This window comes from Actibacterium sp. MT2.3-13A (assembly GCF_018139985.1).
In the GTDB taxonomy this organism is placed as follows: Bacteria; Pseudomonadota; Alphaproteobacteria; order Rhodobacterales; family Rhodobacteraceae; genus JAGSOU01.
In genome coordinates this window covers 1-15326 of record NZ_JAGSOU010000025.1, presented here as the reverse complement: position 1 = coordinate 15326, position 15326 = coordinate 1, and the positions used below count along the sequence as shown (strand labels likewise).

Here is a 15326-nt window from a genome sequence, read left to right as displayed (position 1 = left end):
CATGGCCCTCGTTACAACCATCGGCGGGGCGTCCTCGGACAGCTACGGCACGCTCGCGGACTACCAGGCCTACGCGGCGAGCATGGGCTGGACGCTCTCCGGTGTCGATGCGACCGACGAGCAGAACCTGCGCCGCGCGACACAGGTTCTGGACCGTGGGTTTTCGTTCATCGGCTATCGTCAATATCAGACGCAGGCGCTGGCCTGGCCCCGGATCGTGAGCGATCTTGTGAAGGATTGGCCCGTTGACGCGGACACAATTCCGCAGGACATCATCGACGCGCAGTTCGAGGTTGCATACCTGATCCAGGGCGGGCTCGACGCGTTCGCAACAATCACGGCCACCGTTTCCCGCACGCGCGTCAAGGCGGGGCCGGTCGAGAGCGAGACGGAATACACCGGGGGCAAGGCCACACCCCGCCTCGTGGCCGTCGAGGGTCTGCTTGGCCCGTATCTCAAGGCGGGGCGCGGCCAGATCGCGCTGGTGCGCGCGTGACGACGGTCGCGGCCATTGCAGCGGCAGCGTTCGATGCAGTCGCGGCAGAGGTGACGGACGCGATTCAGTCTGCGACTCTCACCCGCACGACGAAGGGCGCCTATAGCACGACGACGGCGACCTATGCCGAGACCACCAGCAACCAGACCGGGCGCGCGGTGATCGACACTGTGAAGCCCATCGCTGACGTGTTCCCGGACTATGTGGCTGGGCCGGGTGAGGAACTGATCCTGCTGGAAGGCTTCACCTCCTGCCGGGAGGGCGACACGCTGACATTCGGGGGCCGCGCGCGTTCGGTTATGATGGTGCAGGATATCCTCGGCGCTGGGACGCTTTTCTATGCGGTGGCGCGATGAACGACGCCAAGAGTTTTGCCCTGCAAATCGACAAGGAACTCGCGGACAATCTTGACGAGCTGCGGCAGGTCGTCCGCGTGATCGCTCTGGAGGCCCTGCGCCGGATCGTGAACCGCACCCCGGTCGATACGGGCCGGGCCCGCGGCAACTGGTTCGTGAGCATCGGGGGCGGCGGCGTGGAGGTCACGACCGATGTGGACCCTGCCGGTGGCGTGACCGTCACCAGGGGCGGTGAACGGATCGCCTATTACGAGGAAGTCGAGGGATTCCCGGTCATCACCATCTACAACAACCTGCCCTACATCGAGCGGCTTGAGGATGGATATTCCAAGCAGGCCCCCGGCGGCATGGTTGCGGTCACGGTGGCAGAATTGCAGCAGGCGTTGGCATGAGCTACGAAATCGAGCGCAAGGTAATCACCAACTATCTGCAAGCGCAGTCTTTCTATGGCCTGACCCCATTCGGGCTCGACGGCGACGACGTGACCGTTGCGGACGGCGCGGGGTTCATGACGCTCATACCGGGAGAGGCGCGGCAGACCTCCATCGGCGCCCCTGGTGCGAACTGCCACGAATACGTTGGCATTCTGGCAATCACGATCATCGAGGGCGACAGCCCATCGGCGCGGGCTGTGGCTGACGCGGTGATTGCCGACCTGACCGGACTCAAGCTGGACGAGGCCGGAACAACGCCTGACGCCGCAAGCACGGTCGTCATTGACTTTGGGCGGAACGGATTCTCGCCCTATCTTGCCTCGTCGCGTGCCGAGGCGCCATATCACCGGGCCGTTGTGAACGCCCCATTCGTTCGGACAGAAAGGAAGTAATCAATGGCTGGCGCATCCAACTATGAACGTCAGGACGCCTATGTCCTGGAGACGACGGCGGGAACCACGCCCGCCACGCCTGGCTTTACCAAGCTCAGCTTCGAGACGCTCTCGATGCAGGCCAATCCTCGGATCTCGGAGTCCTACACGCTCGCGGCGAACGGCCAGCGCGCCGACATCGCCCGCAGCGGGATTGCCGTTTCCGGCCAGGCTCAGGGCAAGATGATCTACGGCGAATACGACAACTTCCTTGCGTCGATGTTCCAGGCGTCCTGGGCCTCCAATATCCTGATCAACGGCTATGATCAGGTGACGATGACCATCGAGCAGGCCATCGCCCAGGGGGCCGGCGGCGCATACGCATATACTCGGTTCAAGGGCGTCGAGGTCGTAAGCGGGCAGATCGCCCTCACCGCGGGGCAGGACGCCACGATTTCCGTCGATTTGATCGGCAGCGCGTCCGACGCAACCGCTACGGCCATCATCACCGGCGCGACCTATGCCGACCCGTCCAACACGGCAATCCTCGGGTCTGGCGCGGACATCGGCACGATCACGATGGGAGCCTGGACGCTCGACTGCATGGAGAGCTGCACCATCGACTTTGGCGTGGCCGAAAAGACCGAGCAGCCCAAGCTTTCGTCCAATGATCTCTGCGGGGTCAACCGCGGCGTGATGCGTCCGACGATCACTGGCAGGTTCTACATCGAAGACAACTTCGTCAACATCTACGATGCCGCCCGCGCCGGCACCGAATTCGCGCTGACCATCCCGATCGGCTCGGTCTCTGGGCAAAAATACAGCATCTACTTTCCGGCGTGTGAGTTCTCCGAGGCGCCGCTTGAGCCCGGCGACAGCGGGCCGGCCTTCCAGACCTTCACGATCATGCCGAAGTATCACGCCGCCACGGGCGGGACGTGCAAGATCACGAGGGCCATCGTATGACGCTGGATCTTGACGGCGCGGCACTGGACATGGGTGGTCGCGAGTTCACCTATGACGTTCCGAAGCCGTTCGGCCCGAAGCGCGGGCCGGCGTTCTTCAAGGTCGTTGCCAAACCTGCGGCGGCCGTCAACGCCAGCTTCCGAGCGGCGATTGATGAAGTGATGCACCGGGCGCAGGTGCGCGACCTCGAGGCCGAGAAGGCCCTTGAGAAGACGGGCGATTACGATGCCTACGTCCGCGCCAGAAAGGACGGGGCGAAGTGGGTCCAAGAGGCGATTGCAGCGCTGAACCACGACCATTGCATCGTGTCGTGGGCGACGAATATCCAGAATGCAGGAAAGGACCTGGCGCCGACGCGGGAGAACTTTATCGCGCTGTCGCAATTCGAACACCCCGATATCCGGGCTCTGTTCGCGGCGATGCAGGCTGACCTGACCGATGCTGGGAAGTTCGCAATCGAGGCCGAACGCCAGGCCACCGAGGATACCGCAAAAAACTGACCGAGGCCCTGCGTTCGCTCCTGCGGGTGGGCGAGGGCCTCGATTATCTTCGGAGGAAGGCCGCCGCCGGAAACGGGCAGGCACAAGCTGAGCTTGATGCACTGGTCGAGCCGCGCAGCACGTTCATCTGGGAGGCATTCCACTTCTTGAGCGCCGGCCGCTCGGTCGGCTTCGCAGGATACGAGCCCATCAGCACCGCTGAGATGCTTGCTTATTGCGACATGCATCGCGTGCCGCAAGTGACGAGGCAGCGAATGTTGATCTGCATCCGGGCGATGGACCGGGCTTTCCTGGAGTATCAGCGCAGCGTGTCGCAGTAATCTGCGAGGGCCGAAATATAGGCATCGAGCGCCTGGAACGCAGCCTGTGCGTGCTCGATCGCACCGGGAGCCGCCTCCACGGTCACGGTCATGTTTTCCATCGCATCGTCGCGCACCTCATAGGCGCCGGCGAGGTGCTGAATGCAGGACTGGTAGTCCTGAATGTCGCCCGCCACGGCAGGCGTCGCGGAAATCAGAAAAGCAATCAATGCGTGTCTCATGTGGTCTCCCCTCTACGGATGGAAGATAGGGCGCGTCGGTAAGTGAGGCAAGATGGCAAGACTTGAGCTCAATGTCGATCCTACCGGCGTCCAGTCCGGCGCCAAGAAAGCCGAGGCGGCCCTTAAGGGCGTCAAGCGCGAGGCCATGGCGGCAGAGCGCGGACTGGCGGGCGTTGGGAAGACTGGCGCTGTCGCAGGTCGCGGCGTTGCGAGCGCGGCTGGCGCTGCCTCCAGGCTCGGAGGTGCATTCGCCGGCAGCAGCAACGGCATTCGCATGGCGTCGCTGCAACTCGGCCAGGTGGCGCAGCAGGGGGCCGTCACGGGGAACTATCTCGGCGCGCTGGCCATTCAGATGCCCGACCTTCTGCTCGGGTTCGGCACTCTCGGCGCCGTAGCCGGTGTGGCTGCTGGTGCGCTGATCCCGCTGGCGAACAGCCTAATCGGGACCGCTGACAACGCGAAGGCGGCAGAAAACGCCCTGAGCGACCTGTCGGACGCCGTGTCCAAATTCCAGGACCGCGCCAAACTTGCCAGTTCCAGTGCGGCCGAGCTTGGGCAGAATTTCGGCACCATGGGCGACGAAATGCGCGGCATCCTGGACTATCTCACGGCCTCCGCGCGCAGGGATGCTGTTGAGGCGCTGGCTTCGTCCATTGACGTCCTGACGGAAGCCTACGGCGGGTTCAGCCGCAAGAAGATCCGCACGAGCTTTATTTCGGAGTTCGAGGTGACGCTTCTGAACCTGCGGAAGGAGTTCGACCTGTCGCAGGAGCAGGCGACAAAGCTTCTTCTCACGCTTGAATCATTCTCGACGGCGCGCGGCATCCCCAACCAGGTCGCAGCGGCTGACCGGCTACTCCGCGTTCTGGTCGATATCTACGGCACCGTCGATGACATTCCGCCCGAGCTGAAAGCGGTTGCCGACGCCGCCGGAGAGGCCGCAGTCAAGGCCGGAAATATCCAGAAGGCCACAGAAGATGCCTATGGCTCGATGATATCTCTCCGGGATGCAGCGCAGGCCGCGCAGGGTGTGTTCGCCGTCACGCAGGGCGTTGTCGATGGGCTCACTGGGAAGGTCCAGGCTCTTGCGAAGGCCGCATGGGACTATGCCGGGGCGCTTGGCGAGGGGCGCAGGATCTATGAGCAGGAGATCGGCGCAGGTCGCGGCCGCGCCGCGGGCCCAAGCGCGGACGAGCTGCGCAAGAATGTGCCCGCCGTTCAGTTGGCCTATGACGCCATGGACGAGGCAGACCGAAAGCTCAAGGCGTCCAAGTCGCGGTCGGGCGGGGGCGGAGCCTCTATCGACACGGAAGCGCAGAACGTCGAGCGCCTCAGCAACGCATACAGGTCTTTGGTAGGAAGCCTGGACGAAACCCTGCGCCGGCAGTTCGAGTTCGAAGACGGGCAAAAGACGCTCAACGAGGCGCTGGCCGCTGGCGTGATCTCGGCGTCAGAATACGCTAACGCCATGGACCTCCTGACGCAGCAGTATCAGGCGGGCGGGCAGGCGCTTGAGTTCTGGAACTCGACGCGCGCGGATTTCGAGCAGGGCATCGCCTCGGCTATCGTGCACGGGGAGAGCCTGACGGACGTTTTCCGCAACCTTGCGGCCTCCATCGCGGAGGCGGCGCTGCAAGCCGCCCTGTTCGGGTCTGGGCCGCTCGGCGGCAGCGGCGGCGGCCTGCTCGGCGGGCTGCTGGGGGGGCTGTTCCCGTCAGCGAAGGGGAACGTCTTCTCGGGCGGGAACGTTGTCCCATTCGCTTCTGGCGGCGTTGTCAGCGGGCCCACGCTGTTCCCGATGACTGGTGGCAGGACCGGGGTCATGGGCGAGGCGGGCCCCGAGGGAATCTTCCCCCTCAAGAGGGGGTCTGACGGGAAACTCGGCGTGGACGCATCCGGCGGCGAAAAGCCGGTCAAGATCGTCAATGTTCTCGATCCCTCCATCGTCGGTGACTATCTGGCCACAGCGCAGGGGGAGCGCCTGATCATCAACACCATGCGCGCGAACCGGGAGGCTATCAGTGCCTGACCTGTGGCCGTTCCAGCCGCTCTCGGACTGCGGAGAGGCGTGGGTGTGGAATACCGACGTTCGGACGGCATATTCCGCTGAAATGCGGGACAGCCTGTCCGAGGCCCGGCAGACTGTTTCCTATCGCTACCGCCTGACCGCGGAAGAGCACGCCGTCGCCATTGGTCTGGTCGAGAGCCAGCCATATGGCGACTGGTATCTTCCGATGTGGTTCGAGGCCACGCAATCTGGGGATGTCGCCTCCACCGACACCACACTGACCTGCGACACGGCGGCCAGCTATGAGGCCGGTGGATACGTTGTCGTTTGGCAGGACCGCAGCACATATGCAGTCTGCGAGATTTCGACTGTTGGCAGCGGGGCATTGACGCTTGCAGCGGCGGTCGGGGCAAACCTGACGGCGCCCTATATCGCGCCGCTGCGAACGGCGTTCGCGCCATCGGGGATGGAATTCGAGCGCCAGTTCCATGACGATGTGATCGCCGGCGTGGTATTTTACATCCGCGACCCCGTGGACACTGCCGCTTCGCCTTTCAGCTCCTATTCAGGGCTGGACGTTGTGACGGATCTGTCCTTGGCGGTGTCTCCCGTCGCCGGAAGCTTGCGACAGGTCGTTGAGCTTGTGGACAGCGGCTTCGGGCCCATCGCTGCAGTCCCTCGTCGCAGCGTCATTGACAACATCTATGGCCTGAATTGGGAGGACGAGACGATTTCGGCCAAGGCGCGGCGCAGGAAATGGCTCTGCGGGCTGAGAGGCAAGGACTCGACATTCTGGATGCCGAGCCGCTCGCGTGAAATGGTGGTGACGGCGCCCATCGGGGCCGCAGACACGACGATCAGCATTCGCCCCGTTCTGCCCGATATCGCTAGCTACATCGGGAAGCACATCAGCATCGCCGGGACCATCTATCGCGAAATCACGTCGGCGGTCGTGAGTGGAAGCAATCACGTCCTGACCATCGCAGCCACTGGCGTTGCGCTGACGGACCCGGAAATCTGCTTCCTCAGGAAATACCGCCTCGACACGGATCAAGTGGAGATCGCTCACTCAGGGCCGCGGGCTCGCGGGGCCGCTACGCTCCGGGAGGTGTCCGCATGAGCTATACCGCCATCGCCGCGCTGATCAGCGGCAAGCGCCCGCTGTGGCTCTACGATCTGACGCTGGGCGCCACGACGACACGCTACGCCGCGCGCAGCGCCAACTACACCTACGCCTCGAACAGCTATACCGCGTCCTCCATCGCGCACACGCGCATTCGCCAGACCTCGGCCATCGGCCGGGCCGAGACGACCATCGTGCTGCCGCGCACCGACGCCTTCGCCATTGCCGTGCGCGACAATATCGGAACCTTGGAAACCGCCATCACGATCCGCCATGGCTTCGTGAACGATGCCGACCAGGAGTTCGTCGTCAAGTTCCGCGGCCGCGTCATCGACGTGCGGGCCATGCTGGGCACGATCACGCTGGTCTGCGAGAACCGATTTACCGAGATGCGGCGCAAGGGGCTGGCGGCGGTGATGCAGCGGCCCTGCCGGCATGCGCTCTACCACACCGGGTGCGGGCTCAACATCGCCGATTTCGAGACGGCCGGGACGGCCACGGCCTGGGCCTCGCCCGTGCTGACCGTGACCGAGGCCGGGGCGCAGGCCGATGGATACTATTCCGGCGGCGTCGTGACCTATGCCGGCGCGCGCCAGATGATCGTCAGCCACACCGGCACGGCGCTGAAACTGCTGGGCCCGGTGCCGGACCTGGCCGCGGCGATCGCGGCATCCGGCAGCGCGTCTGTTTCCATCGCGCCGGGCTGCGATCTGAGCACGACGACCTGCAACGGCCGGTTTTCGAACATCGACAATTTCGGCGGCTTTCCGTGGATGACGGACAGCCCCTTTGACGGCAGGGCGATCGGCTGATGTGGACCAACCTGATTATCGGCCTGATCTTCACGGCGATCAGCTACCTTCTGACGCCCAAGCCGAAGGGGCCCAAGCCCGGCACGCTGGACGATTTCGGCATCCCGCGCGCCGCCGAGGGCGACGAGATCGGCAAAATCTACGGAACGGTCTGGATCAAGTCGCCACAGGTTGCCTGGTATGGCGATCTGCGGACCGAGAAGATCCGCAAGGGCGGCGGCCTGTTCAGCTCCGGGCAGGTTGTCGGGCACAAATATTACCTGGGCCTGCACCTGGTGACGTGCCAGGCCCCGATCGACCACATCCGCGCGATCATGTTCCAGGACAAGGTGGCGTGGGAAGGTGTCGCCAACGCCAGGCAAATCAACATCAACAAGCGCGAGCTGTTCGGCAAGGCGAAGCGCGAGGGCGGGGTGTCGGGCTATATCGACGTCGAAAGCGGCGCCGCCACGCAGGCCGCGAACGATTACCTGCAAGGGGTGCACGGGGCCACCATCCCCGCCTTCCGGGGCGTGCAGGGCCTTGTGTTCCGGCAGTTCTATGTCGGCAACAGCGCCAACCTGCGCCCGATCAGCGTGAAGGAGTCGAACGTCTACAGCACCTACGGAAGCTGGTATCCCGAAAAGGCCGCCGTCAACACGGCCGCCGATGTGGATGGGTCATATATCTACATCGCGCTCGATAATTCGAGCCTGATCACGGCGGCCGAGGCCACCGCGCAGGCAGATGGTGTCAAGGCGTTTCTCGAAGGGCTCAAGGGGCAGACGGTCTCGATCCGCATCGTCGCCTACAACGGCGTCGGGTCGAGCGCGACCGAGATTCTGAACTGCACCGATGCCGATTACGACACCCTACAGGCGTGGATCGACGCGCTGCCGGCCGGCACCAGCTGGATCGACTACGAAGAGGCCGTAACCTCGGCGCCCGTGTTCTTCGGCCAATACGACACCGCGCAGGTCACAGATTACCTGCGCGACGACAACGATTATATCGAAACCAACCGGATGCTGGCCCTCGCCAACCCGACCTCGCGCGAGGCGACCGAGGATGCGCCGGACACCCGCAAGATCATCCTCTTCTTCGCCTCTGGCGGGCCGCTCTACACCTGGTCGTTCAACAATGCCAAGGCGGTCATCGACGCGCTGACGAATGTCGATGTCTATTGTTTTGGCATCAACTACGCCAGCACGACCTACACCGGGCCGCTGGACAACACGCCGGCCGACGCGGTGCCGAACCTGGCCGACGACGCCGGGATCACGGCGGCGATCAACTCGGCGCTGGCGACGTGGCAGGATATCAACCCGGCCCACATCCTGCGCGACATCGTGGTATCCCCCACCAGCGGCGGGGCGGGTGACGGCAGCGTGATCGGCGACAGCTTCGAGGCGGTGGCGGATACCCTTTACGACGAGAATTTCGGGCTGTCCTTCCACCACGCCACGCCCTCGGCCAAGGGCGAGTTCAAGCAGCTGATCGAGCAGCATATCGACGGGCACATGTATTTCGACCGCGTGTCGGGAAAGTGGGAAGTCAAGCTGATCCGCGACGACCACGGGTTGCAGCAGGCCAACGCGATCTATATCGCGCTGGATTTCTCCGGCTCAATGACGGCGCCCTACAGCGATCACATCACGACCGCCAAGACGGCACTCCAGACCTTCCTGGAGGGGCTCAAGGGCACGGCGCATTCGGTCAAGATCCTGGCATTCAACAGCGCGGTCGTGGCCAGCACGCAGATTCTGAACTGCACCGATGCCGATTACGACACGCTCAAGGCCTGGGTGGCCGCGCTGGGGACGCCGAGCGGCGGCACGGATTACGGCGCGGCCGTGTCCGAGGCCGCCGCCTTCTTCACCGCCGCGGGCGATCTGCACAAGCGGATCCTGTTCATCACGGACGGCTACCCGGACCCGACCTCCACGGCGGCAACCGCCGTCGCCACCATCGCGGGCATTCCGGCCGTCAAGGTCAGCGCCTACAACATCAGCACCACCGACACGACCTATACGCTGATGCTGGACAACACGCCCTGCGACAGCGTGCCGGTCGTGTCTGGCACCGACGCGTCCGAGCTGGCGGCGGCGATGGCCAGGACGATCGCGGGGGAGGTGTTCGACGCCTCGAACATCGTCGAGTGGGTCGAGAACGCCCGCCCGCTGCAGGAGGATCTGCCGAACCAGCTGACCGTGGTCTATACCAAGCGCTCGGACGGCTCCACCGCGTCGCTGACGGCGACGAACGTCGCGGCGGTCCAGATGCTGGGGCGGGTGATCCCGGACAAACGGGAATACCTCGGCATTTCCGACGACGATCTGGCGGCGCGGGTGGCGCTGCGCGACCTGTCCGCCCTGACGGTGCCGTTGCAGTCCGGCGCAATCCGCGTCACCCATGCCTGCCCCAGCCTGAACGTCGGATCGGCCATCGTTATCAACGAGCCGAACGTCGGCATCACCAACATGATCTGCCGCGTGACCGAGATCGAGGAGGGCGACGGGCGCGACAACACGGTGCTGATCCGGTTCGTCGAGGACAAGTTCTCGACCGAAAGTTCCGGCATCATATCGGTGCCGCAGATCGACGAGGTGAGCGGCGACGCGCTGCCGCCGACCGCGCCCTGGGTCGAGGAAATGCCATACTGGCTTGCGGTGCAGCAGTTCGGCGAGACCACGATCAACGCCCAGCTGGGCCAGGACGCGGGCCTTGGCATGATCGCGGCGACCTGCGACAGACCCAGCGGCCTGCATGCCGAGGCGGTGATCGCCGAATACGATGGCAGCTATTGGTATCGCAAGGACGAGACCGGGTTCGCGCCCCTGGCCGAGGTCAAGACGGCGGTTTCCGCCGCCGCCGACGCGACCACGATCACGGTGATCTACGATGCCTCGATGGCGGATGTGACCGCGGGCGATCTGTGCAGCATCGGGGATGAGATCATCAGGATCGACAACGCCGTGCTCGCGGGCAGCGACGTGACGCTCACGGTCGGTCGCGGTTGCCTAGATACCGTTCCGGCGGCCCATGCCGCAGGATCGAACCTGATCGTCTGGGCGCGCGCCTATGGCGTGTCGCCCACAGAATACACCGCCGGCGACGTGGCGCAGGTCAAGGTTTTGCCGGCGACCGGAACGGATGTCCTGGCGCCCTCGCGGGCCGTGACGCACACGATCACTATGGCGAGCCGCATGAGCCGCCCGTATCCTGCTGGCCAGTTCAAGATCGCCGCCGCCTATACCAGCACCGGCATCGTCACCGGGACGCTGGCCGGGACATGGGTGCACCGCGACCGCACGCAGCAGACCGACGCGACGGTGGAGGACCACACCGACGCCAGCGTGGGGCCGGAGACCGGCAGCACATACCTGCCGCTGCGCGTCCCGGTCCTGGCCGATGGGTCGTTCGGAACCGAGCAGAGCTACACAGAGCAGGCCGGCACGGTCACCAGCTGGACCTACAACGCAGATCCTGTTGACCTGTTCGATTACGCCGACCTGTTCGATGCGGCGGACCTGTTCGATTACGTCTGGCCGGATCAAACGCGCACCCTGCGCCTCGCGGTTCGCACGAAACGGGACGGCTACAATAGCTGGCAGGATGCCTTTGTCGATGTCGCGCCACTGCTGGAGCCCGTCGATCTGGCGGTGACGGCCGAGGCCGCGCCGGTGGTCAACGCGTTGACCTGGACCCCGCGTTGCGCCTGCGACAGCCTCAAGGTCTATCGCAGCGAGGCGCCGTTCGACATTCAGTCGCTGCCCACGGCGCTGGACACGCTGGCATCGACGGCCACCGGCTATGACGACACCACGGCGACGCCCGAGACGGTCTACTACTACCGCGTCGGCGCGGTGGAGGGGGCCGTCGAACGGCTGTCCTCGACGGTCGTCGTGACGACGGCCGCCGGGGTCTGGCTGCTGACCGGAGGAACATGGTCCGACGTCGGCAGCTGGGACGATGCATCGTCCTGGATTGATTAACAGAGGGATAACGCATGTCGATCGGCTCTATTTCCAACGGCGAAAACGGCGCCTCCATCCGCGCGAAGCTCAACAGCGTGATCAGCGCTGTCAACGCGCCCGGCAAGACCTTCGTCGCCGACCTGACGGCGACGGTGAACAACGTCACCGGAAACAGCACCACCTACACCATCGTGTGGAACAACGTGGTCACATCCGCGACCTGGGCCAGCCTGAACACCTCGACGGGGCAGGTCACGCTGGATGAGGGGATCTATGCCGTCGATTTCTCGGCCGTGACCAGCGGTGGATCGGCGGCGGCATCTGCCGAGGCGGTGATTCTGCTGGACGCAGCGACGGTGAAGTTCTCCGGCCGCTCGATGACGAACGAGGCAGTGGTCTATTTCGACGCCGGAACGGTGCTGGCGATCACCGCCGCCTCCGGTGTCGTGACGACCACGATCAAGATCACTGGCGAGGCGTCGGATATCGCGGACCTCCTGGCATTCACCGCGCAGACCCAGCTGCGCATCGTAAAAATCTCGTAACCGGAGGCAGGAAATGAGCCAGGCGACGACGTGGGACATTCCGAACGCCAAGACGGCCGGCGTGACCGAGCCCGTGAATTTCATGGCGCGGCTGGAAAACATGCTGAACGCGCAACTTTCGCAGCATCGCGGCGCGACGCGGCCGAGCTATGCCGTCGCGGGCACGGTGTGGGTCGATAGCGATACGGACACCGTTTATCTCTACGACGGGGCGAGCGATATCGAGATCGTGAGCGGGATCACCGCTGCCGGGGCCGCCCTGCTGGACGATGCAGACGCGGCAGCGCAGCGGACGACGCTCGGCCTCGGGTCGGCGGCTGTGGCCGACATCACCTCCGGCACATGGTCCGTCACCTTCTCAGACAGCAGCGCCAACACCAGCGCGACGACGGGCACCGGGTATTACTACACCATCGGCAGCCTGGTGTTTGCTCACTTCGATGATCTGTTCAATATCAGCACAGCAGGCCTGACTGCGGGCGATCTCGTGCGAATCTCGCTGCCGTTTTCAGCGGCGGCCAACTCGCGAACGATTGGGCATATCGCGCTGAACGCGATGGGGTCCATGACCGGAAGCGGGACGACACAGGTTCCGCGCGTAAACGCGTCAGCAAACTTCGCTAACATCGTCAATGTCGGGGGCACGTCAAACCTAGCTGGCCTCGTCGTCTCCAATTTCACCACCGGCGTTTCGGATATTCTCGATTTCACCGTTATCTATGAGAAGGCGTGACGATGATCACCTACATCAAGCAGCACCCGAACGGCATCATCGACTTTGTGCAGGACGGCGTGGCCCTCAGCATTGGCCCCGGACATGACGTAAGGGTCATGCCGAAGGAGGTGCAAGACCTCGCTGCTACGTGGACGCAAGAGCAGATCGACGCCTATCGCGGGCCACAGCGGACGCCTGCGGAACTGCTGGCGCTGCGGATCGAGGCGGTGAAGTCCGAGACCACGCGCCGGATCGACGCCGCCGCAGCCCCACATACGCGCGAGAACATGATCGGCGCGGCTGCGGCTGGTGTTCTGACGGCCAGCCAACAGGCCGCCTACGCCGCGTCAGTCCAGTGGATTGCCGATATGCGCGCGGCTTGTCAGGCGCTGATTGCTGACTCGACCGCTGATTACAGGGCCGATGCCAACTGGCCACCGCTGCCGCCCGAGGTGGCAGCGCTGGCGGCGCAGTTCTGAAAGGTCGCGGCATGAAGGAAGACCCGTCCGCCCTGAAAGATGTGTTCAGCCAAACCGCCGCCATCATCGCCTTTTTCGGCGCGCTCGGCGGAACCATCCGGGCGCTGGTTCTGCGGCTGAGCTGGCGCGAGACGGTGCGCGTGGTGCTGGTCGGCGCAGGCACGGCCTTCGGCATCGGCACCCTGTCGCCCGTCGTCCTGCGGTGGGCGCTCGGTGTCGATCTGCCCGACGGTGCCTCCGGCGCGCTCGGCGTGCTGTCATCTGCGGCGTTCATCGTGGGCCTGATCTCGGTCGCGCTGGTCGAGCGTCTGATCGCCCGCGCCGAGGGTAAGCGCGATGCGTAAGCCCGGCCTGCGCCGCGACAAGCGGTCCCCGTGCGAGGATTTCTGGCACACCCTGCGATGGGGTGTGCCGGTCGGCCTGGTCCTGATGATCGTCCTGCCGTGGATCATGGCCTGACGCGACCCTGAATTGGAGAAAGAGCATGAGTTACCCGTGGTTCGGGCAGCGCGGCCCGCTGCCGCCGGATGCCTTTGCCTGGGCGTCGCGCCAGCTGCAGTGCGACGAGCCCGCCATCCGCGCGATCTGGGATGTGGAGGCATCGGGGCGATTCTATGACAGCGACGGCGGTGTCCTGCGCCGGTTCGAGCCGCATCACGCGCCCGGTTTCGACGGCTGGACATGGCGCGACAGCCTGAAACTCGGCGCCGCGCGGCGCGAGGCGCTGTTTCTCGACGCATATGCCGCAAACCCGGAGGCCGCGATGCGCGCCACCAGCTGGGGCGGCCCGCAGATCATGGGCTTCAACCATCGCGACGCCGGTTTCGGCACCGCGCGCGGCATGGTCCGGGCCATGGCCGACAGCGAACGCGCGCATGTGGAGGCATTCGTGGCGCTGGTCGACAAGTGGAAACTCGGCCCGGCCATCCGCGCCCATGACTGGCTGAGCTTCGCGCGCGGCTACAACGGCTCCGGCCAGCCGCATGTCTACGCCCGCCGCATCGAGGCCGCCTATCGCGTCCGCTCAGGCGGGCGGGCATCGCCAACTGTGCTACGCCTCGGCTCCCGTGGGGAGGCCGTGAAGCGCCTCCAGCGCGCACTTGGCGTGCCGGATGACGGGGCGTTCGGCCCGGTCACGGCCCGCGCCCTGCGCGCGTTCCAGCAGCAGGCGGGCCTCGTCGTGGACGGTATCGCCGGGCACAAGACATGGGCCGCGCTGGAGGCGCAGCGCGACGCCAGGCCAGCGCCCCAACCAACGAATCTCATTTGCCCCATGATCGGGGCGGCCCTGAAAGGATTGTCGTCATGACCCAACCGATCTTCATCTTCATCACCCGGTCGTTCTGGTTGACCCTCGGCGCGATGGCCTTCATCGCCGGGCAGGGGGAGCCAATGGCGCGCGCGATCGCTGCTCTGGTGGCGCCGCTGTTCGGCTGGGATGCCGATGTCGTGGCGCAGTGGATCGTGGATATCGGCCCGCTGCTGATGCTTCCCCTCGCGCTGCAACAGCGCGACGGGGCGCGCCCATGGACCCTGCGTGCCAACGGGGAGACGCTGCGATGATCTGGGATCTACTACAGCAGTTCTGGGCGCCACTGGCGGGCCTGCTGGCGGCTGTGGTTGCCGGTCTGGGCGTCTACCTCAAGGGGCGCGCCGACGCCGCTCACGGGGCCGCTCGGCGCGACCTGCAGGATTACCGCGACACGCGTGAAAGGATGGACAATGCACAAGCTCCTGGCAGCGTTGACGCTGCTCGCGGCTGGCTGCGCGACCGCGCCCAGCGATAGCGCGATCTGCGACGGCACGCGGCACCTGCGCGCGCAGCACGCGGCGGCGCTGGCCGCCGATGGCGGGGATCGGTCGGTTGTGACCGGCGCCGCACTGATCGCGGCCATAGATGCCGGATGCCCGCGATAACACACGACGGAATTGCAAGGTGCCCTGCATTGAAATTCGCGCAGGGCACAATTGCGAAAAATCGTGTGAAATCAGCATCATATTTTGGCGGTGGTAGGCCCGGCAGG

The 15326-nt window shown here is 64.9% G+C and carries 19 protein-coding genes; 18 read left to right on the top strand and 1 reads right to left on the bottom strand.

Going from position 1 to position 15326, the window contains the following annotated elements; genetic code table 11:
* The first annotated feature begins 1 nt into the window (after position 1).
* Genes KCI33_RS16230 through KCI33_RS16205 form a run of 6 tightly spaced genes read left to right on the top strand, consistent with a single transcriptional unit; the run spans position 2 to position 3123 of the window.
* Positions 2–496 (top strand): DnaT-like ssDNA-binding protein, encoded by a 495-nt coding sequence (locus KCI33_RS16230; RefSeq protein ID WP_212525855.1) that lies wholly within the window; start codon positions 2–4, stop codon positions 494–496.
* On the top strand, positions 493–852 hold the full coding sequence (locus KCI33_RS16225) for a hypothetical protein (RefSeq protein WP_212525854.1): 360 nt from the start codon (positions 493–495) through the stop codon (positions 850–852). The genes KCI33_RS16230 and KCI33_RS16225 overlap by 4 nt, the downstream gene beginning before the upstream one ends.
* Complete coding sequence (locus tag KCI33_RS16220) at positions 849–1244, top strand: HK97 gp10 family phage protein (protein WP_212525853.1); 396 nt, start codon at positions 849–851, stop codon at positions 1242–1244. The genes KCI33_RS16225 and KCI33_RS16220 overlap by 4 nt, the downstream gene beginning before the upstream one ends.
* Positions 1241–1678 carry a hypothetical protein gene (locus KCI33_RS16215; protein WP_212525852.1) on the top strand — a complete coding sequence of 146 codons (438 nt, stop codon included), beginning with the start codon at positions 1241–1243 and terminating at the stop codon, positions 1676–1678. The genes KCI33_RS16220 and KCI33_RS16215 overlap by 4 nt, the downstream gene beginning before the upstream one ends.
* 3 nt (positions 1679–1681) lie before the next feature.
* Positions 1682–2623, top strand: coding sequence for a phage tail tube protein (locus KCI33_RS16210; protein ID WP_212525851.1), 942 nt, complete (start codon positions 1682–1684; stop codon positions 2621–2623).
* Entirely contained in the window at positions 2620–3123 is a 504-nt protein-coding gene (locus tag KCI33_RS16205) for a hypothetical protein (protein WP_212525850.1), read from the top strand. Before KCI33_RS16210 ends, KCI33_RS16205 begins: the two co-directional genes overlap by 4 nt.
* 298 nt (positions 3124–3421) lie before the next feature.
* Here KCI33_RS16205 and KCI33_RS16200 read toward each other — a convergent pair whose 3' ends face one another.
* Entirely contained in the window at positions 3422–3664 is a 243-nt protein-coding gene (locus KCI33_RS16200) for a hypothetical protein (protein WP_212525849.1), read from the bottom strand.
* Positions 3665–3716: 52 nt separating this feature from the next.
* On the opposite strand from KCI33_RS16200, the gene KCI33_RS16195 reads away from it, so the two are divergent.
* The 12 genes from KCI33_RS16195 to KCI33_RS16145 all read left to right on the top strand — a co-directional run bounded on the left by KCI33_RS16195 (position 3717) and on the right by KCI33_RS16145 (position 15219).
* A complete protein-coding gene (locus tag KCI33_RS16195) occupies positions 3717–5693 on the top strand; it encodes a phage tail tape measure protein (protein ID WP_212525848.1) in 1977 nt (658 codons plus the stop codon).
* Positions 5686–6792, top strand: coding sequence for a hypothetical protein (locus tag KCI33_RS16190; protein WP_212525847.1), 1107 nt, complete (start codon positions 5686–5688; stop codon positions 6790–6792). Before KCI33_RS16195 ends, KCI33_RS16190 begins: the two co-directional genes overlap by 8 nt.
* On the top strand, positions 6789–7607 hold the full coding sequence (locus KCI33_RS16185) for a phage BR0599 family protein (protein ID WP_212525846.1): 819 nt from the start codon (positions 6789–6791) through the stop codon (positions 7605–7607). The genes KCI33_RS16190 and KCI33_RS16185 overlap by 4 nt, the downstream gene beginning before the upstream one ends.
* Positions 7607–11581: a vWA domain-containing protein gene (locus KCI33_RS16180; protein ID WP_212525845.1), complete on the top strand. Its 3975-nt coding sequence runs from the start codon at positions 7607–7609 to the stop codon at positions 11579–11581. The genes KCI33_RS16185 and KCI33_RS16180 overlap by 1 nt, the downstream gene beginning before the upstream one ends.
* A 14-nt stretch (positions 11582–11595) precedes the next feature.
* Positions 11596–12108, top strand: coding sequence for a hypothetical protein (locus KCI33_RS16175; protein WP_212525844.1), 513 nt, complete (start codon positions 11596–11598; stop codon positions 12106–12108).
* Between the two features lie 13 nt (positions 12109–12121).
* A complete protein-coding gene (locus tag KCI33_RS16170; RefSeq protein WP_212525843.1) occupies positions 12122–12841 on the top strand; it encodes a hypothetical protein in 720 nt (239 codons plus the stop codon).
* A gap of 2 nt (positions 12842–12843) precedes the next feature.
* Positions 12844–13302, top strand: coding sequence for a hypothetical protein (locus tag KCI33_RS16165; RefSeq protein ID WP_212525842.1), 459 nt, complete (start codon positions 12844–12846; stop codon positions 13300–13302).
* A gap of 11 nt (positions 13303–13313) precedes the next feature.
* On the top strand, positions 13314–13646 hold the full coding sequence (locus tag KCI33_RS16160; protein WP_212525841.1) for a hypothetical protein: 333 nt from the start codon (positions 13314–13316) through the stop codon (positions 13644–13646).
* Positions 13639–13761 carry a hypothetical protein gene (locus KCI33_RS18080; RefSeq protein WP_282960745.1) on the top strand — a complete coding sequence of 41 codons (123 nt, stop codon included), beginning with the start codon at positions 13639–13641 and terminating at the stop codon, positions 13759–13761. The genes KCI33_RS16160 and KCI33_RS18080 overlap by 8 nt, the downstream gene beginning before the upstream one ends.
* Positions 13762–13786: 25 nt before the next feature.
* Complete coding sequence (locus tag KCI33_RS16155) at positions 13787–14611, top strand: N-acetylmuramidase domain-containing protein (RefSeq protein ID WP_212525840.1); 825 nt, start codon at positions 13787–13789, stop codon at positions 14609–14611.
* Positions 14608–14865, top strand: a complete 258-nt coding sequence (locus KCI33_RS16150; protein ID WP_212525839.1) for a hypothetical protein — start codon at positions 14608–14610, stop codon at positions 14863–14865. The genes KCI33_RS16155 and KCI33_RS16150 overlap by 4 nt, the downstream gene beginning before the upstream one ends.
* Before the next feature lie 159 nt (positions 14866–15024).
* Positions 15025–15219 (top strand): hypothetical protein, encoded by a 195-nt coding sequence (locus KCI33_RS16145; RefSeq protein WP_212525838.1) that lies wholly within the window; start codon positions 15025–15027, stop codon positions 15217–15219.
* Positions 15220–15326: the final 107 nt, after the last annotated feature.